This is a genomic window from Murinocardiopsis flavida (assembly GCF_003014485.1).
In the GTDB taxonomy this organism is placed as follows: Bacteria; Actinomycetota; Actinomycetes; order Streptosporangiales; family Streptosporangiaceae; genus Murinocardiopsis; species Murinocardiopsis flavida.
The window spans coordinates 46,229-64,005 of the sequence record NZ_PYGA01000008.1 but is presented as its reverse complement, the minus strand read 5'-3'; the positions used below and the strand labels follow the sequence as shown (position 1 = coordinate 64,005).

Genomic DNA, 17,777 nt, shown 5'->3' with positions numbered 1-17,777 from the left:
GCGCCGCTACTCCTCGGTCGCCTGCGGGGGCAGTTCCGCCACGACCGAGTGGTCCTTGGCGATCTTGCCGACCTTGGAGGCCCCGCCGGGCGAGCCGATGTCGTCGAAGAACTCGACGTTCGCCTTGTAGTAGCTCGACCACTGGTCGGGGAGGTCGTCCTCGTAGTAGATCGCCTCCACCGGGCACACCGGTTCGCAGGCACCGCAGTCCACGCACTCGTCGGGGTGGATGTAGAGCATGCGCTGGCCCTCATAGATGCAGTCGACAGGGCACTCATCGATGCACGCCTTGTCGAGCAGGTCGACACAAGGCTGCGCGATGACGTAGGTCACGTCGTACTCCTCTTCGGTCTTCGCCACGTTGACCGCATATAAATGTCTTCGATGTCACATAGCCTGGCGGTGCCGGGCCCCGGCACCGCGGGTCGGCCGGCCGTGGGACATGCGATTCACTGCCATCTAGTATTGCGGTGCCCGGCATACCATGCGCACATCGGGGTGCCATGGCAGCCGCGGGCCCAGACCATGGGGGCCTGGCGCCCCGCGTCCTCGGCGGGCGCGCCGGGACGCCCACGACGACACCGAGGCACCGCCGCCGCACGCGGCGGCCGCGCACCGGGGGGTGACGGATTTGGGATATGCGGCGCGGCTCCGCGCGCTGGTGACTTCCGACGACGTCGGGCGGCGTGTCACCCTGCGCGTCCTGCTCTCGGGCGGCGTGTTCAGCGATATCGTCGGGGTTCTCGAATCATGGGAGCACGGTGTCGCCACCGTCCGCCGTCGCGACGGAACTGTGACCGAGGTCATAACGAACGATATCGCGGCCAGCAAGGTCGTACCCCAGGAACCCGCACGCCGCCCACCCCGCTGAGGAGGACCGAACCGCGCCTCCGGCGCACGCGGACCCCGCCTCCGCACCGACGATACAGAGCCCATCCATCGCAGCGAGCCTCTGGCCGCACCGGGAGGTGGCGAACTCACGCCATGCAGGAGACCGTCGCGTCCGCCCTCGCCCAGCTCGCCCGCCTCGACGCCAAGGCCGCCCGGTCCGCTGAAAGCGCGCTCGCCAGCCTCACCGCGGGCCAGGGCCTGGAGTCCCTCAGCCAGCGCGCGGTCCAGGAGTTCTGCTGGTACGTCCTGCCCGTGCGGTTCACCCGCGAGACCGGCGACCGCCTGAACGTCGCGACCTCCCTCGGCCGGCTGTTCTCGCTCCTCGACATGCCGCGCTACGCCGACATCTGCACCTCCGCGGCGACCCGCGACATCCTCGCGTGCTACGACTCCGCGCACGACGCCGGCCTGACCGCCTACGAGCGCCAGATGCGCGCCTCGGGCATCGAACCCCCCGACCTCTCCGAGCTGACCTGGGGGACGCCGCTCGGCACCGCCGAGACCGACGCCTACCACGCCACCTCCGCAGCGCTGGAGCTGTCGATCGCCGTGGGCGACATCCGTCCCGGCACCCGGGGCTGGCGGGCGGCGCAGGAGCAGCACGCGCGCTCCTTCCTCACCCAGCCCGACCCCCAGGGCCGCAGCCGGCTCGACCGCATCCGCGAGGAGCGCGTCCGCGACTGGCTGGCGTCCCCCTCGCACCCGCACCGCCAGCGGTTCTGGCCGCTCCTCGGGCAGATCATCACGGGCGCCGAGACCCCGCCCGGCGCCGCCGACGCCCTCGCCCCGGTGCAGCGCCTGCTCCAGTACGCCGATGACGGCATCGGGCTCACCCAGATCGGCTACATCTCCCCCAACGTCGTGCGCGAACTCCGCGCCGAGTTCGACTGGGACACCGTCCCCGCACCGCCCCGCAGCGAGACCGACGTCATGCAGCTCATCGCGCTGCACAAGCTCCTGCGCACCATGCGCGCGGTCCGCAGGTCCGGCCGCCGCCTCGTCCTCACCCGCAGGGGGCGGCAGCTCTACGCCAGCACCGACGCGCTGTGGCGGGCGGTCGGCGAGAACGTCCTCAACACCGACGGCTTCGAGCAGGCCGCCATCGAGACCCTGCTCGGCCTGCTGCTGATGCGCTCCCCCCGGTCCACCGGCAGCCACGCCCGCGCCGAAGCGGTCGAGACCGACATCGCCGAGGAGGCGCGGCTGGTGCTCGCCGACGCCGGGTGGGAGCACCCCTCGGGCGGCGACGAACCCCCCACGCAGCAGGTCCGCTCGGTGCTGCTCACCGTCACCTGGCTGCTGGAGACGCTTGGCTGCGTCGTCGGCGGCGACCTCCTGTCCGAGGGCCGGTCGCAGCGCCTCACCAAGGTCGGGCGGGCCTTCGCGCTCACGGCCATCCACCTCTCCGCGACCACCCCGCGGGCCTCGATCTGACCGCTCCGCCGCCGCGGCCGGGCCCGTGCGGGTCCGCGCGGAGCACCCCATAGCCTGGGGCGTGTCCCGCCGATCCGAAAGCATCCGCGAGACACGCCCTGGTAGCGCCGCCGCGGCGCCCCCGCGTCCGGTCGGCCTCCTCGATCCCGTTGAGCATGTGGGAGCAGCATGTCCGCACCAGAGTCACCCGGCTCCCCGGCCCGGCCCGCCGGTACCGGCGACGCGGCAAAGGCAGACGCGGCACCGGCTGCGGACCCGGCCGGTGCCGCCGACACGGACCCCCGCGGCGGCCGCGCACCGTCGCGGCTCGACTTCCTGCCCAGCCCGGTGTTCGTGCTGCTCCTCGGTATCGCCGGCCTGGCCGGCTGGCTCTCGTGGACGCGGGCCGAGGCCGGCTGGACCACCGAGGGCACCACCGCCTACACCCCGTTCATCCTGGTCACCGCCGCGTGGATCTGCTGCCTCGCCCTCCAGGAGCTCGGCAGGTCCGTTCTCTCCTACCGGTTCGGCGACCGCGCGCTGCGCGGCTCGGCGTACCTGCGGCTGAACCCGTTCGGCTACCGGGAACTGTTCGCGGGCCTGCTGATGCCTATGGCGTTCCTGCTGGTCGGCGGATTCGGAATGGTGGGCCCCGCGCTGCACCTCGACCGGTCGGCCGTGCCGGGGCGCGGCGCCCGCAGCCTGGTCGCCATCGGCGGCGTCGTCGTGAACCTGGTGATCGCCGCCGCGCTGCTGCTCGTCGTGCAGGCACTCGTGCCGGAGGGCTCGGTCACCGACAACTGGACCATCAGCGGGCTGGTGTTCCTGTGCTACGCCAACGCCACCGCGGCCCTGCTCGCGCTGCTGCCCGTCCCCGGGTTGGCGGGCTACGACGCCATCGCGCCCTACCTGCCGGCGCGGGCCGCCCGGCTCGCCGGGTCGCCCGTGGGGGTGTTCGCGCCGGTCGCCCTCTTCGCCGTGCTCGCGTTCCCCGAGGTGAACCAGGCGTTCCTGGCGACCATGGCTGGCACGCTCGACGGTATCGGCCTGAACCAGAACTACGTGGGCTTCGGCCAGACCCTGCTGTGGCCCTGGGCCGGCTGACCAACGCTCAGCCCGCGGGGCCGACCTCCGTGACCACTCTGTCGCCGGTGCGGCCCCATCGGCACGCGTGGCCTCCGGCACCGGATCTCACCGGCCCGTCGCTCCCCTGACGAGTGGGGCGACGGGCCCGCGTGGTCCGCTTCGCGAGGCGACTCAGGCGGGACCGTTGGGGCCGGAGATCGCGCCCAGCTGGACCAGCCCGTTGAGTGTGTCGCTGCATGTCCAGTACTCGACGAACCGGCCATCGGCGATGCGCAGGATGTCGTTGCCGCTGAACTCCACGCGGGTGCCGATCGGGGCCGTGGCGCGCGGCAGGCCGCCCTTGTACGAAGCCCGCATGGTCCAGCGGAAGGAGATCAGGTCGCCGTCGATGAGGGGGCCGACTTCGGTGGTGATCCCGACGTCCGTGAAGTGGGCCATCGTCTGCTCGATCTCGGGAAGCAGCCGCTCCGGACCGCGCTGTGCGGTGGAGTCGGATCCGTCGGGGCGCGCCTGGTGGACCAGGAGATCCGGGGCCAGGATGGATTCGGCGACGCTGAAATCGCCGTTCCACAGGCGGTTCCAGCGGGCGTACAGAGCCGTCGGGTCGGTGTCGGTCATGGTGATCGGTGTCCGTTCGGTGGTGCGAGCGCGGCTGCCTCGCGTAGAATATTTATCGTCACACACATAATGCACCACACACTATATGCGTGGTGCAAGTAAATATCGTCGAGAAGGCGGACCATGTCAGCTTCCCGCGCGCGGCTCCTCCGCGAAGTGACCGATGAGAGTCGGCGGCACTACGCCGCGTACACGCTGTTCAACCAGGCACTCGCCGATCACATGGGGCTGCACCCCACGGATCTGCAATGCCTGGGGCTGCTCGCGCTGGAGACCCGGCCCATGACGACAGGCCGGATCGCCCAGCTGTCCGGGTTGACCCCGGGTTCGGCCACCCGGCTGGTCGACCGGCTGGAGCAGGCCGGTTTCGTCGCCAGGGAGAACGACCCGGACGATCGCCGCCGGTCGCTGGTCCGCCTGCTGCCGCGCCCGGGTGCGGAAGTCGCCGAAGCCTGGGACGTGCCGGGCCGTGCATTCGACGAGGCGATGGCGGAGTTCAGCGACGACGAACTCGCGGTCGTCGCCGCCTACCTGCGCCGGCTCTCGGCCGTCGGCAACGAGCAGGCCGCCCGGCTCGTCGCGGAACGCCCGGCGCGATCGCCGGGCGGCTGACCCTTTGCCCTCGCTTGGCGGCGGTGGGTGCGATCGGGACGTGTTCCGCCGATCGTTCCGGGCTCTCGTCCACGGTCGTGTGCGGGCGCGTACCCGCCCCTTTGCGATGATCTCGACGATGATCTCGACCTTGTCGAGGTCATCGAGGGAACGTGGCGGGAAAGGGTCAGGCGACGCCGGCGGCATCGGGCTCCGAGAGCAGGGCGGCCAGCGCGAGGACGGCGACGGTGCCGAACAGGAAGGCGTAGTTGATCCACGACGCCAGCATCACGGTGTCGCCGGCCGAGCCGAACCCCACCACCAGGAAGATCCCCGCGGTCCAGCCCGCGGCGAGCAGCGCGGGGCCCCACCGCGACGACGTCGCCCATCCCACGGCCCGGCCGCCGGCGAACAGCACGCAGCAGATCCCCGCCAGCGACACCAGCGCGAGCACCAGGCCGGTCCCGCCCGACACCGCGAGCCACGACAGCCAGCTCTCCGCCAGGGCGAGGACGACCGCGCCGACGAACCCGAGCAGCAGCAGGACGACCCCGCACGCGCCGTTGAGGAGGGTGCCCGCCATCGCGGGACGGCCGGGGGCCCCGGCGGGCGACGCGGCAGGGTCGGAGATCGTGTTCGGCACGGACGCAGCGTACTCGGCGCTCCAGCCCACTCTGCCTCCCCAGGTCCCGCCGGTGCCGGTTACTCGAACAGGTCGGTCTCGTACCCGTCGCCGCGGCGGCGGCTCGGACCGCGCAGCAGCGTGTAGTACTCCACCGCGTCGATCTCCTGGCGGATGCCGTTGGACAGCGCGAAACGCTCGCCGCTGACGCTGATCTGGGTGGCGTGCGCGCGCATGGCCATGGCCTTCGCCGCCCAGTGGGCCGAGCCGTCGACACGGGAGGTCACCAGCGCGTCGGGCACCCCCGGGGCGATGTCGCCGACATCGGCGGGCGGCGCGAACGGCCCGGACTCCTCGCCGAGGCGCCGCACCGACTCCGCCAGGACCGAGCGGGGCCGCGCCACGGCGTACAGCTTCCGGGTGTGCCAGGGCGCCCCCGGCACGGCGCGCTCCCCGGCCCTGCCGAAGGCGCGCAGGGCGACGCGGTGCGCCTGGATGTGGTCGGGGTGCCCGTAGTCGCCGTTGTCGTCGTAGGTGATCATGACGTCGGGGCGGACCTCACGGACGATCTGGGCGAGTTCGAGCGCAGCGGCGTCGAGGTCGGCGCGCCAGAAGCAGCCGGGGTCGTCGTTGCCGGGGTCGCCCATCATCCCGGAGTCGCGGTACCGGCCGGGGCCGCCGAGGAAGCGGTGGTCGTCGACCCCCAGCGCGGCGCACGCCTTGGCGAGTTCGCCGATGCGGTGCTCGCCGAGGCCGCCGCTCCTGCCGATCGCGAGGTCGGCGAGGTCGGCGGGGATGACCTCGCCGCGCTCGCCCAGGGTGCAGGTGACAAGGGTGACCGCCGCGCCCTCCGCGGCGTATTTCGCCATCGTTGCGCCGGTGACGATGGACTCGTCGTCGGGATGCGCGTGCACCAGCAGCATTCGCCGATCTGTCATAACCTCCGACGATACAGCTCTACGTAGGGGCACTTGTCCGCATTGTGATCATGATCGGGTCACCGGAGGGCAATGCGCGGGCGCGCCGCCGCCGTCCCCGGCGCCCCCGTGGGCGGGCGCGTCGCGCCAGGTCGTGTTTTGAAAGCCATTTCGGGCTCGCGGCCACCAGGCACCGCCTCGCTGTACCGATATCGCTCGAACAGCCAACCAGGCTGCACCTCGCGAATCGGCTTGCGACGCGGCACCTGGACGGCCGCTCGCTGACCCGAAAGCCCTTCCAAAACACTCCCCGCCCCCTCCCGCGTCCCTGGGGCCGCCGGCCGCGCTGCTGCCACAATGCGTCCCATGAGTTTTCCACGGCAGCAGGCGAGGACCCGCCGCTTCACCCTCGGCGCACCCCGGTCCTTCCAGATCTCTCCCGACGGCACGCGGGCCGCGTTCCTGCGCGGCCGCGACGGCAACGACACCGCCACCTGCCTCTGGGTCGGCGAACTCGGCGGGCGGGGCGGACCGGGCGAATGGGTGGCGGCCGACCCCAGGGAGATCGGCCGGGTCGACGAGGACCTGCCGCCGGAGGAGCGCGCCCGCAGGGAGCGGCTGCGCGAGACGGGCGGCGGCATCGTGTCCTACACGGTGGACGACGCGTTCACCCGTGCGGCGTTCACCCTGTCCGGCCGGCTGTACTGCGTCGACCTCGCGGGCGACGACCACACCCCCCGCGAACTTCCCGCGGCGGTGCCGGTGGTCGACCCGGCGCTGTGCCCGCGCGGCGACTCCGTCGCCTACGTGAGCGGCGGGGCCGTCCACGTGATCGACATCGGCAGTGGCACCGACCGGGTCCTCGCCGAACCCGACGGCGACAATGTCACCTGGGGGCTCGCCGACTTCATCGCCGCCGAGGAGATGGGCCGCTACCGCGGCATGTGGTGGGCGCCCGACTCGTCGGCGGTCCTCGCGGCGCGGGTGGACGACTCCGCCGTGGAGCGGTGGACGATCGCCGACCCCGCGCACCCCGAGTCGGCCGCGCACACCGTCGCCTACCCCGCCGCGGGCACCGCCAACGCCGACGTGCGGCTGGCCGTCCTGCCCGCGCACGGCGACGGCAGGGAGGTCCCCATCGAGTGGAACCGCGCCGAACTGCCGTACCTGGTCACCGCCTCCTGGACCACCGGCCCCGAGGGCACGCCGACCGTCGTGTTCTCCGCGCAGAGCCGCGACCAGCGCACCCTGACCGTGTTCAGCGCCGACCCCGCCACCGGCCTCGTCTTCGAGCTGCACACGGAGACCGACGACGTGTGGGTGGAGATCATGCCGGGCGTCCCCGACTTCTGCGGGGGCGCGCTGCTGTGGGTCGGGCGCCGCGCGGGCGACGCCGAGCGCCGCCTCTACCTCGGCGGCGAGGCCGTCACCCCGGAGGGCCTGTACCTGCGCGGGGTGCTCGGCGTCGACGGCGACCGGGTGCTGTTCTCGGCATCGGAGCGCGGCGCGCCGGAGTCGACCGGCCTGTGGCTGCTCGACGTCACGGACAAGCGCGTCGAACCACTGGAGTTCCCCGGCGCCGAGGGCGGCGGCGTCCACTCCGGGCGGCTGCGCGGCGACACCCTCGTCCACCAGCGCCGCGACCTGGCGTCCGACGGTGTGGCCACCGTCGTGACGCAGGGGGCGGGGACCGAGACCCGGCAGGTGCACACGGCCATCGCCAGCTTCGCCGAGGTCCCGGAGCTGCCGTCCCCCCGCGTCACCCTGTGGCGCGCCGGTGAGCGGCGGATCCCGACGGCGCTGGTCCTGCCCTCCTGGTACGAGCCGGGCTCCGGCAGGCTCCCGGTGCTGCTCGACCCCTACGGCGGGCCGCACGCCCAGCGCGTGGTCAGCGCGCGCTCGGCGTTCCTCACCTCGCAGTGGTTCGCCGACCAGGGATACGCCGTGCTCATCGCCGACGGGCGGGGCACGCCGGGCATCGGCGTCGAGTGGGAGCAGGCCGTGCACGGCGACCTCGCGGGGCCGGTGCTGGAGGACCAGGTGGCGGCATTGGCCGACGCGCTGGAGCGGTACCCCGACCTCGACCCCGGCCGGGTGGCGATCCGCGGCTGGTCGTTCGGCGGCTTCCTCGCGGCGCTGGCGGTCCTGCGGCGGCCCGACGTGTTCCACGCCGCGATCTCGGGTGCCCCGGTGACCGACCAGCGGCTCTACGACACCCACTACACCGAGCGCTACCTGGGGCACCCCGCGACCGAGGGCGCCGCATACGCGCGCAGCAGCGTGATCGACGACGCCGCGCGGCTGGAGGGCCGCCTGATGCTCATCCACGGCTTCGCCGACGACAACGTCGTCTACGCGCACACCCAGCGGCTCTCGTCGGCGCTGCTGGCTGCGGGGAAGGCGCACACGGTGCTGCCGCTGTCGGGCATCACGCACATGGCGTCGGAGGAGACCACCGCCGAGAACCTGCTGCTGCTCCAGGTCGCGTTCCTGCGCGAGGCGTTCGCGTCGGGCCCGTCCGGGGCGGCCGGGTAGGCGCGGGCGCGTGCTGAAGGGGCGGGGCGTCGGCGGCGGCGCCCCGTTCTCGTGCCGCCGGGACGGGTGCCGGAGCGGCCGGCGCCGCTGATGCACGCCCGACGCGCACGTTCGGTGATCATCGCAGTTCACGACCGCGTTCAGGGCGTGAACACAGAATCGCCTTAGATGTTCCTACCAACTGGCGAGTACGGAGAATATTGGCCTGATTCGGCCGTATGTTTCTATTGACTTTCTGATTTTCGCCCATCACCGTCACGCCGCCCGCGCCGTGATCAAGGGGCGACATCGCAAAACGGGACCCCCGGACACCCGAAGCCACGCGTTCGACCAGCGCGTTCGTGATCATCACCGGTTTGTCGCCGTCCACAGCTTTCAACCCGGCCTATTGCCATCTGGGCGAGATGACTTATGGTTTCCAATCGTTTACCGAGTGTCCGGTTGACGAAGGTCGCACAGCCTTCGGCCACCCCTCGGCGATCGCGCTGGGTCCCCGCTCATTAACGCGATCTCCTGGTCACCAACCAAGAGAAGGGCAGCACGAATGAAGAAATCCCCCCTGGTCAGAACCATCGGCAGTGGTGTGTTCGCCATTGGCCTCATCGCGGCGGCCGCGACCGCCGCGACCGCCGACGCCGCCACCCAGGGCGACGCCAACCAGGCGACGGCCATGAAGCGCGACCTCGGGCTGAGCACCCCTGAAGTCGAGGCGCTCTACAAGCAGCAGGACGACGCCCGCTCCACCGAGTCGGCGCTCCGCTCCTCCCTCGGCGACGCCTTCGGCGGCGGCGTCTTCGACGTCGCCACGGGCAAGCTCACCGTCAACATCACCGACAAGAGCGCGGCCCCCGAGGTCCGCTCGGCCGGCGCCACCCCCAACCTCGTCGACAACGGCCAGCAGGCGCTCGACGCCGTCATGTCCGACCTCAACAAGGAGGGCACCGCCGACCACAAGGGCGTCACGAGCTGGTACACCGACGCCGAGTCCGACACCGTCGTCATCACGGTCAAGCCCGGCGCCACCGCAAAGGGCGAGCAGTTCGCCAAGGGTGCCGGGGTCGCCGGCTCCGCGGTGACCGTCAAGGAGAGCAAGGCCCAGCCGCGCACCTACGCCGACGTCCGCGGCGGCGACGCCTACTCCACCGGCGGCGGGCGCTGCTCCATCGGCTTCTCCGTCGAGGGCGGGTTCGTCACCGCCGGGCACTGCGGCGCCGAGGGCACCCAGGTGTCGTCCGAGGACGGCAGCGGCACCGGCACGGTCGCCGGGTCCGTGTTCCCCGGCAACGACATGGCCCACGCCCAGACCGAAAGCAACTGGACCCCGCAGCCCGTCGTCAACGACTACCAGGGCGGCACCGTGACCGTCGGCGGTTCGGAGGAGACCCCCGAGGGCGGCGCCATCTGCCGCTCCGGTTCCACCACCGGATGGCACTGCGGCACCGTCGAGTCCAAGAACCAGTCGGTCGACTACGGCGGCGGCGACGTGGTGAACGGCCTCACCCGCACCGACGTCTGCGCCGAGCCCGGCGACTCCGGCGGCTCCTGGCTCACCGACAACCAGGCACAGGGCGTCACCTCCGGCGGATCGGGCAACTGCTCCAGCGGCGGCGTCACCTTCTTCCAGCCGGTGAACCCCATCCTCGACGAGTTCGGGGTGAGCCTCCTCACCGGATGACCCCCGCCGGCGGCCCGCGCAGCGGAGCCAAGGCCGGACCCACTACCCCCGGCACCCCGCGCATCTCGGGTGCCGGGGCCTCGCGCACCGCCGTACGCGTGAGGGCCGACTGGTACATCCCCGTCCTTCCATCCCCGGTACCCGTCGGCACCAGCGTCGGCCCCCGCGCCCAGCGGGGGCCGACCCCGTTGCACGCACCCCACCGCTAGCCTGGCCGTATGCGTGCACCGTTCTTCGCGCTCCGCCCCGGAGGCACCGCCGTCCCCACTCCGTGGGCGGTCCTGTTCGACCTCGCGTGCGTGACCGTGTTCGTCGCCGTCGGCCGCGCCAACCACCACGAGGCCGGTGTCCTGCTCGGCCTGCTCGGCACGGCGTGGCCCTTCGCCGCCGCCCTCGCCCTCGCCTGGGCGCTCGCCGGCGCCGCCGCACTCGCCCGCGGCCCCGCCGCGCCCGGTCCGGCACGCGTCCTTGCCAACGGCGCCCTCATCTGGGCGGTCACGGTCGCCGGCGGGCTGGCGCTGCGCGTCGCCGCCGGCGCGGGGGGAGCCCCGCTGTCCTTCGCCGTCGTCACAACGCTCTTCCTCGCCGTCACGATGCTCGGCTGGCGCGCCGCGGCCCTCGTCCCCGCCGGCCGCGCCGCACGGCGCGGCCGGGCCGCGCCCACGAGCTGACCGGAATCGGACTGGTGGGCACCGCAGGAGCTGTGCGACTCTGGAAGCCACCGGTCACCGCCCCTTTCCCCCGGAGCCAGCCATGGACCCTGTGAGCATCGCCCTCGCCACCGCGGTCGCCGGCGGCCTCGGCGGAAAGATCGGCGAGGCGCTGGCCGACGGCGGCCTTACGACGCTGACCCGGCTCCGCAAAGTGCTGTTCCCCCGCCTGCGGAGTCGGCCCGATTCGAGCGCCGCACTCGACGCCGCGCAAACAGACCCCTCCGACGATGCCGCGGTCCGAGTCCTCGCCGGGCACATCGTCGACGCCGAGGCCGCGGAGCCCGGTATCGCCCCCGTCGCCGCCGAACTGCGCGAACTACTGGCCGAGTCGGGCGGCACGGTGACCAACACCGTCAACGGCGACGTCAGCGGCACTGTCATCCAGGGCCGCGACTTCCACGGCGACCTGCGCTTCGACCGCTGAACCGGGCGGCACCGCCGGCGCCTATCCTGGAGGGGTGAGCGAGCAGACCGTCCCCCAGCCGGAGCCCGAGGCGGCGCCGCCGGCGCGCATCGTGGGGCTCGGCCCCTGGGAGGGCCCGTGGCCCGACGGCGCGCACTACGACCCAGACCTGCTCGCCAACGGCGACCAACGCAACGTCGTCGACCAATTCCGCTACTGGCGCCGCGAGGCGATCGTCGACCACCTCGACGCGTCCCGGCACCCCTTCCACATCGCGGTGGAGAACTGGGAGCACGACTTCAACATCGGCTCCGTCGTGCGCACAGCCAACGCCTTCGGCGCGGCGGCGGTGCACATCGTCGGCCGCCGCAGGTGGAACCGGCGCGGCGCCATGGTCACCGAGCGCTACCAGCACGTGTACCACCACGAGGGCCCCGCCGAGCTGCTGGCGTGGGCGGACGAACGCGAACTGCCCGTCATCGGCGTCGACAACCTGCCCGGCGCCGTGCCGCTGGAGACCTACCCACTGCCGCGCTCCTGCGTCCTCGTGTTCGGCCAGGAGGGCCCCGGACTCTCCGACGACGTCCGCGAGGTGTGCCGGGCGGTGCTGTCCATCGCCCAGTACGGCTCGACCCGCTCCATCAACGCCGGGGCGGCCGCGGCCGTGGCCATGCACGCGTGGGTCCGCGCGCACGTCTTCGACCAGCCGGTCTGACCCCGACCGCCGCACCGCGTCCGAGCCCCGGGGCACCGGCTCCGGGCCCGTGCGGCGCCGCGGCCGGAAATCCCGCGGGACGGCCGGTTCGCCTTATAGGCCGCCCTTCCGGCCGCTAGCCTGGACCGACGGCAAGCACCGTTGACGAGAGGCGGCAGGCATGGGCAAGGACGACTCTGCACAGGCGCGCGGTGCGTCCGGTGGGCGGGGGACCGATCCGGCGCCGGTCCGGGCCGCCGATCGCGCCGACATCCCCAGGGCGGCCCGCGCGCTGGGCCTCGCGTTCGCGGACGACCCGGTGTTCGCCTGGCTGTTCCCCGACTCCGCGATCCGGCCGGAGAAGGCGCGCCGCTTCTTCTGCATGCAGCTCGCCTTCGACGCGCGCGGGCTGCGGGGTGTCGACGTCGCCGAGCACGAGGGCGTCGTCCGCGCCGCCGCCCTGTGGGTGCCGCCGGGCATGAAGAACAACGGCCCCTGGCACGCCCTGCGGGTGCTGCCGCACGTGGTGGAGCTGTTCGGCACCCGGTTCCCCGTCATCGCGCGCGGCATGGGCCCGATGGAGCGGGCCGCGCCGAAGGAGCCGCACTGGTACCTGGCCGACATCGGCACGGACCCCAAGGAGCGCGGCACCGGGCTGGGCGGCGCGCTGCTCCGCCACGGCCTGCGCCGCGCCGACTCCGACGCGATGCCGTGCTACCTGGAGGCGTCCCGGCCCGAGAACATCCCGCTGTACGAGCACTTCGGCTTCGCGGTCGTCAACGAGACCACCTTCCCCGAGGGCCCCACGATCCACGGCATGCGCCGCGAACCCGCGGCCGGCTGAGCCCCGGAACCGGCGAAGGGCGGCCCCGCGACCGGGACCGCCCTTCGTCTCACGGGATCAGTCGAGGTTGCCGGACGCGAGCGCCCCGAGCAGGTCCTTGTTGAGCTGCGAGATCGTGTCGAGCGGGATGCCCTTGGGGCAGACCGCCGCGCACTCGCCGATGTTGGTGCAGCCGCCGAAGTCCTCCTCGTCGTGCTGGTTCACCATCTTCACCACGCGGGCCGCCCGCTCCGGCTGCCCCTGCGGGAGCATGCCGAGGTGGGTCACCTTCGCCGCGGTGAACAGCATCCCCGAGGCGTTGGGGCAGGCCGCGACGCACGCGCCGCAGCCGATGCAGGTGGCGGCGTCGAACGCGCGGTCGGCGTCGGCCTTGGGGATGGGGTTGGCGTGCGCGTCCGGCGCGGTCCCGGTCGGCGCGCTGATGTAGCCCCCGGCCTGGATGATGCGGTCGAACGAGCCGCGGTCGACCACCAGGTCCTTGAGCACGGGGAACGCCTTGGCGCGCCACGGCTCGACGGTGATCGTGTCGCCGTCCTTGAAGCTGCGCATGTGCAGCTGGCAGGTCGTCGTGGTCTCGGGTCCGTGCGCGACGCCGTCGATCACCACGCCGCAGGCACCGCAGATGCCCTCGCGGCAGTCGTGGTCGAAGGCCACCGGGTCCTCGCCCGCTGTCGTGAGCTTCTCGTTGAGGACGTCCAGCATCTCAAGGAAGGACATGTCGGTCTCGACGTCCTCGACCTTGTAGGTGACCATCCGACCCTCGGCGTCGCTGTTCTTCTGGCGCCACACGCGCAGGGTGATGTTCACTTGTAGCTCCGCTGCTTCATCTCGACGTACTCGTATTCCAGCTCTTCCTTGTGCAGGATCGGCGGCGCGCCGGTGCCGTTGAACTCCCACGCGGCGACGTAGGCGTAGGTGTCGTCGTGGCGCAGCGCCTCGCCGTCCTCGGTCTGGCTCTCGGCCCGGAAGTGCCCGCCGCACGACTCGTTGCGGTGCAGCGCGTCGATGCACATCAGCTCGGCCAGCTCGAAGAAGTCGGCGACCCGGCCGGCCTTCTCCAGCGCCTGGTTCAGCTCCTCGTTGCCGCCGAGGACCTTGACGTCGCTCCAGAACTCCGTCCGCAGCTCGCGGATGCGCTCGATGGCCTTGCGCAGGCCCTCCTCGGTGCGCTCCATGCCGCAGTAGTCCCACATGATGTGGCCGAGCTCCTTGTGGAAGGAGTCGACGGTGCGGCTGCCGTCGACCGACAGCAGCGTGTCGATGCGCGAGCGCACCGCCTCGGCCGCCTCCCTGGCGTCCGGGTCGTCCGCGTCGAGCTTCTCGAACGGGCCGGCGGAGAGGTAGTCGTTGATGGTGTTGGGCAGCACGAAGTAGCCGTCGGCGAGGCCCTGCATCAGCGCGCTCGCGCCCAGGCGGTTCGCGCCGTGGTCGGAGAAGTTCGCCTCGCCGGTCACGAACAGGCCGGGGATGGTGCTCTGGAGGTCGTAGTCGACCCACAGCCCGCCCATGGTGTAGTGCACCGCCGGGTAGATGCGCATCGGCACCTCGTAGGGGTTCTCGCCGGTGATGCGCTGGTACATGTCGAACAGGTTGCCGTACTTCGCCTCGACCGCGGGGCGGCCCATGCGCTTGATCGCGTCGGCGAAGTCGAGGTAGACGCCCAGCCCGCCGGGGCCGACGCCGCGCCCCTCGTCGCACACGTTCTTGGCGGCGCGCGAGGCGATGTCGCGCGGCACCAGGTTGCCGAACGCCGGGTAGATGCGCTCCAGGTAGTAGTCGCGCTCGTCCTCGGGGATCTCGCGCGGGTCGCGCTTGTCGCCGTGCTCCTTGGGCACCCAGATGCGGCCGTCGTTGCGCAGCGACTCGCTCATGAGCGTCAGCTTCGACTGGTACTCGCCGCTGACCGGGATGCAGGTCGGGTGGATCTGCGTGAAGCAGGGGTTGCCGAACAGCGCGCCCTTGCGGTGCGCCCGCCAGGTGGCCGTGACGTTGCAGCCCATGGCGTTGGTGGAGAGGAAGAAGACGTTGCCGTAGCCGCCGCTGGCGAGCACGACGGCGTCGGCGAAGTGGGTCTCGATCTCGCCGCTGACCATGTCGCGGACGACGATGCCGCGGGCGCGGCCGTCCTTGACGACGAGCTCCAGCATCTCGTGGCGGGTGTGCATCTGCACGGTCCCGGCCGCGATCTGGCGCTCCAGCGCCTGGTAGGCGCCGATGAGGAGCTGCTGACCGGTCTGGCCGCGCGCGTAGAAGGTCCGGGAGACCTGCACGCCGCCGAAGGAGCGGTTGTCGAGCAGGCCGCCGTACTCGCGGGCGAACGGGACGCCCTGCGCGACGCACTGGTCGATGATCTCGACGCTGACCTGGGACAGCCGGTAGACGTTGGACTCGCGGGAGCGGAAGTCGCCGCCCTTGACGGTGTCGTAGAACAGCCGGTAGATGCTGTCGCCGTCGTTGCGGTAGTTCTTGGCGGCGTTGATGCCGCCCTGCGCGGCGATGCTGTGCGCGCGGCGCGGGCTGTCCTGGTAGCAGAAGGACGTGACCTCGTAGCCCGCCTCGCCGAGGGTCGCGGCCGCCGAGGCCCCGGCGAGGCCGGTGCCGACGACGATGACCGACAGCTTCCGCCGGTTCGCGGGGTTCACCAGTTTGGCGGAGAAGCGGCGCTTGTCCCAGCGCTCCTGGACGGGGCCCGCGGGGGCCTTCTCGTCGCGGACGGGGTCGCCCTCGATGTACAGCTCAGTCATTTATTCCACCAGCCCGAAGGTTACGGAGAGCGGTCCGAGCAGGAACCCGACCGTCAGCACGACCGCGATGAGCGTCGAAGCGGCGTGCAGCGGCCGCTCGCGCTTGGCCTTGTTGGCACCGAGCGTCGCCAGGGCGCTCCAGATACCGTGCCGCAAGTGCAGGCCCACTGCCAGCACCGACAGCACGTAGAACAGGGTCACGTACCAGAACTCCGGCTGGAAGCCGTTCACGAGCCGCTCGTAGGGGCTGGTGGACGCGCCGCCGGGGGCGATGTCGTTGGTCGTCAGGTGCAGGATGTGGAACACCACGAAGAGCACGATGACGACGCCGCCCCACCGCATGGTCTGCGTCGCGTAGCGGGCCGAGGCGCCCTGGGCGCTCTTCGTGACCGCGTAGCGGTGGCCCCGGGCCTTCTTCGCCCTGCTCCACAGCGCGACCGCGCTGTAGGCGTGCCCGAGCACGCTCGCCAGCAGGACCACGCGGATGATCCAGAGTGCGCCGCTGTGCGGGAGCATCGGCTCGCCGAGCTCGCGCAGGTGGTGCGAGTACTCGTCGAACGCCTGTTGGCCGCCGAACACCATCAGGTTGCCGTACATGTGTGCCAGGAGGAACAGCACGAGGATCACGCCGGTGACCGCCATCAGCGATTTGAGGGCCACCGTGGACCGAAATGCCGTCGACCTCTGCCTGGTCAGGGAACTGTTCGCCACACCTTGCCACTTTAGGCAGCGTTTATCGGTACGTCTAAGTCATGGCCATGCTCGTGTCCATAGCCGTAGGCTATGGAGCATGCAGTTGCAGCAGCTCGCGTACTTCCTCGCCGTCGCCGAGACCCGGCATTTCACCCGCGCAGCACAGGTTTCGCGGGTCGCGCAGCCCAGCCTGAGCAAGCAGATCCGCAGCCTCGAACAGGAGCTCGGCGCACCGTTATTCAGCCGTGCTAGGGGGAACATCACACTCACTCCCGCAGGTGAGGTGCTGTTGCCGCTCGCCCAGCGCATCATCACCGACACCGAGACCGCGCGCCGCTCCGTCGCCGAACTCGCCGGCATGCGCAAGGGCCGGGTCCGGCTCGGCGCGACCCCCTCCTTGTGCGCCGGCCTGCTGGCGGAGGCGCTCTCGGAGTTCCACCGTCGCTTCCCCGGCATCGAACTGCACGTGGAGGAGAGCGGGTCGCGCGACCTGATCGGCGCCTTGGGCCGCGGCGAACTCGACCTCGCCGTCATCATCCTGCCGCTGCACAGCAACGACCCGGCGTTCGTGACGGCGCCGATCCTGCGCGAGAGCCTGGTCGTCGCGAGCGCCCGGTCGGCGCCGCCGCCGTGCGCCGCCGTGTCGATGCGCGTGACCGACCTGCGCCACCAGCCCCTGGTGATGTTCCGGCGCGGCTACGACCTGCGCGAGTCGACACTCGCGGCGTGCCGCGAGGCGGGCTTCGAGCCGCGGCTGTCCATCGAGGGCGGGGAGATGGACGCGGTGCTGCGCTTCGTCGAGGCCGGGCTGGGCCTGGCCGTGGTGCCGAGCATGGTGCTGAAGAACCGGCCGGGGCTGCGGGGTACCCCGCTCGCCCGGCCGCGGCTGCTGCGCACCATCGCGCTCGCGCACCGCAAGGACGTCGAACCGTCGCACACCGCCCACGCGTTCCGCATGGAGCTGCTGCGCTTCCTCGCCGCCCGGCCGACGAGCGAGCTCGGCGACGACCTCGAACTCCTCTCCCCTGAGCCGGCGGGGTCGGCGGACGACGGCTGAGGGCGGCTGAGGCCGGCGGGCGATTGGGGCCCTGATCACACCGCGATCCGCCCTCGCGCGCCGTCCCGCGGCACTAGATTCGGCGCAGGACAGCGAGGCGCCATGCGCAATTTCCGCATTTCGCCACAAACCACGCAGAAAAGCTTAAATAATCACATAAACGGCAATCGGTATTTCCGCCGGGAATTCACATTGTGAATATCGGATCCCGCCCGGTGCGAGTGGGTTTAATCACACCCGAATTGCGCGGAACTTTTGCTGAATCCGTGATGATGCAGTCC

Annotated in this window: 19 protein-coding genes; 11 read left to right on the top strand and 8 right to left on the bottom strand. The window is 71.7% G+C overall.

Translation table 11 applies throughout. The features are described from left to right. Positions 1-6: 6 nt before the first annotated feature. Positions 7-333: a ferredoxin gene (gene fdxA, locus CLV63_RS12915; protein ID WP_106583381.1), complete on the bottom strand. Its 327-nt coding sequence runs from the start codon at positions 331-333 to the stop codon at positions 7-9. A gap of 151 nt (positions 334-484) precedes the next feature. Here fdxA and CLV63_RS35350 point away from each other — a divergent pair, with 151 nt between their 5' ends. From CLV63_RS35350 to CLV63_RS12900, 3 genes are all read left to right on the top strand, one after another. Continuing rightward, a complete protein-coding gene (locus tag CLV63_RS35350; RefSeq protein WP_449288802.1) occupies positions 485-871 on the top strand; it encodes a putative acetyltransferase in 387 nt (128 codons plus the stop codon). A 113-nt stretch (positions 872-984) separates the two neighbouring features. After that, positions 985-2,325: a hypothetical protein gene (locus CLV63_RS12905; protein WP_106583238.1), complete on the top strand. Its 1,341-nt coding sequence runs from the start codon at positions 985-987 to the stop codon at positions 2,323-2,325. Positions 2,326-2,493: 168 nt separating this feature from the next. Continuing rightward, the gene (locus CLV63_RS12900) at positions 2,494-3,408 is read left to right on the top strand and encodes a site-2 protease family protein (RefSeq protein ID WP_245928773.1); all 915 of its coding nucleotides are present in this window, start codon (positions 2,494-2,496) and stop codon (positions 3,406-3,408) included. A 153-nt stretch (positions 3,409-3,561) separates the two neighbouring features. Here the strand turns inward: CLV63_RS12900 and CLV63_RS12895 are convergent, their stop codons facing one another. Then, complete coding sequence (locus CLV63_RS12895) at positions 3,562-4,008, bottom strand: ester cyclase (RefSeq protein ID WP_106583237.1); 447 nt, start codon at positions 4,006-4,008, stop codon at positions 3,562-3,564. 123 nt (positions 4,009-4,131) lie between these two features. Here CLV63_RS12895 and CLV63_RS12890 point away from each other — a divergent pair, with 123 nt between their 5' ends. Next, positions 4,132-4,620: a MarR family winged helix-turn-helix transcriptional regulator gene (locus CLV63_RS12890; protein WP_106583236.1), complete on the top strand. Its 489-nt coding sequence runs from the start codon at positions 4,132-4,134 to the stop codon at positions 4,618-4,620. Positions 4,621-4,786: 166 nt separating this feature from the next. Here the strand turns inward: CLV63_RS12890 and CLV63_RS12885 are convergent, their stop codons facing one another. Both CLV63_RS12885 and mshB read right to left on the bottom strand, forming a co-directional pair. Then, positions 4,787-5,242: a hypothetical protein gene (locus CLV63_RS12885; protein WP_146165559.1), complete on the bottom strand. Its 456-nt coding sequence runs from the start codon at positions 5,240-5,242 to the stop codon at positions 4,787-4,789. Positions 5,243-5,301: 59 nt separating this feature from the next. Continuing rightward, complete coding sequence (gene mshB, locus CLV63_RS12880; protein ID WP_106583234.1) at positions 5,302-6,159, bottom strand: N-acetyl-1-D-myo-inositol-2-amino-2-deoxy-alpha-D-glucopyranoside deacetylase; 858 nt, start codon at positions 6,157-6,159, stop codon at positions 5,302-5,304. Positions 6,160-6,504: 345 nt separating this feature from the next. Between mshB and CLV63_RS12875 the strand changes: the two genes are divergently transcribed. Continuing rightward, positions 6,505-8,673, top strand: a complete 2,169-nt coding sequence (locus CLV63_RS12875) for a S9 family peptidase (RefSeq protein WP_106583233.1) — start codon at positions 6,505-6,507, stop codon at positions 8,671-8,673. Positions 8,674-8,791: 118 nt separating this feature from the next. Here the strand turns inward: CLV63_RS12875 and CLV63_RS33210 are convergent, their stop codons facing one another. Then, positions 8,792-9,022: a hypothetical protein gene (locus CLV63_RS33210; protein ID WP_146165558.1), complete on the bottom strand. Its 231-nt coding sequence runs from the start codon at positions 9,020-9,022 to the stop codon at positions 8,792-8,794. Positions 9,023-9,217: 195 nt separating this feature from the next. Between CLV63_RS33210 and CLV63_RS12870 the strand changes: the two genes are divergently transcribed. The 5 genes from CLV63_RS12870 (at position 9,218) to CLV63_RS12850 (ending at position 13,002) form a co-directional block, all read left to right on the top strand. Continuing rightward, positions 9,218-10,348 carry a S1 family peptidase gene (locus CLV63_RS12870; protein WP_106583232.1) on the top strand — a complete coding sequence of 377 codons (1,131 nt, stop codon included), beginning with the start codon at positions 9,218-9,220 and terminating at the stop codon, positions 10,346-10,348. A gap of 218 nt (positions 10,349-10,566) precedes the next feature. Next, positions 10,567-11,019, top strand: coding sequence for a DUF3054 domain-containing protein (locus CLV63_RS12865; protein ID WP_106583231.1), 453 nt, complete (start codon positions 10,567-10,569; stop codon positions 11,017-11,019). 82 nt (positions 11,020-11,101) lie between these two features. After that, positions 11,102-11,485, top strand: a complete 384-nt coding sequence (locus CLV63_RS12860) for a hypothetical protein (RefSeq protein ID WP_106583230.1) — start codon at positions 11,102-11,104, stop codon at positions 11,483-11,485. Between the two features lie 34 nt (positions 11,486-11,519). Further along, positions 11,520-12,179 (top strand): TrmH family RNA methyltransferase, encoded by a 660-nt coding sequence (locus CLV63_RS12855; protein ID WP_106583229.1) that lies wholly within the window; start codon positions 11,520-11,522, stop codon positions 12,177-12,179. A 160-nt stretch (positions 12,180-12,339) separates the two neighbouring features. Then, the gene (locus CLV63_RS12850; protein ID WP_106583228.1) at positions 12,340-13,002 is read left to right on the top strand and encodes a GNAT family N-acetyltransferase; all 663 of its coding nucleotides are present in this window, start codon (positions 12,340-12,342) and stop codon (positions 13,000-13,002) included. Positions 13,003-13,059: 57 nt separating this feature from the next. Here CLV63_RS12850 and CLV63_RS12845 read toward each other — a convergent pair whose 3' ends face one another. From CLV63_RS12845 to CLV63_RS12835, 3 genes are read right to left on the bottom strand one after another with little or no spacing between them, the layout of a single operon-like run. Next, complete coding sequence (locus CLV63_RS12845; protein WP_106583227.1) at positions 13,060-13,809, bottom strand: succinate dehydrogenase/fumarate reductase iron-sulfur subunit; 750 nt, start codon at positions 13,807-13,809, stop codon at positions 13,060-13,062. After that, the gene (locus tag CLV63_RS12840) at positions 13,806-15,746 is read right to left on the bottom strand and encodes a fumarate reductase/succinate dehydrogenase flavoprotein subunit (RefSeq protein WP_106583226.1); all 1,941 of its coding nucleotides are present in this window, start codon (positions 15,744-15,746) and stop codon (positions 13,806-13,808) included. Before CLV63_RS12840 ends, CLV63_RS12845 begins: the two co-directional genes overlap by 4 nt. Next, on the bottom strand, positions 15,747-16,457 hold the full coding sequence (locus CLV63_RS12835) for a succinate dehydrogenase cytochrome b subunit (protein WP_106583225.1): 711 nt from the start codon (positions 16,455-16,457) through the stop codon (positions 15,747-15,749). A gap of 79 nt (positions 16,458-16,536) precedes the next feature. Here CLV63_RS12835 and CLV63_RS12830 point away from each other — a divergent pair, with 79 nt between their 5' ends. Beyond that, a complete protein-coding gene (locus tag CLV63_RS12830; RefSeq protein WP_106583224.1) occupies positions 16,537-17,496 on the top strand; it encodes a LysR family transcriptional regulator in 960 nt (319 codons plus the stop codon). Positions 17,497-17,777 lie beyond the last annotated feature (281 nt).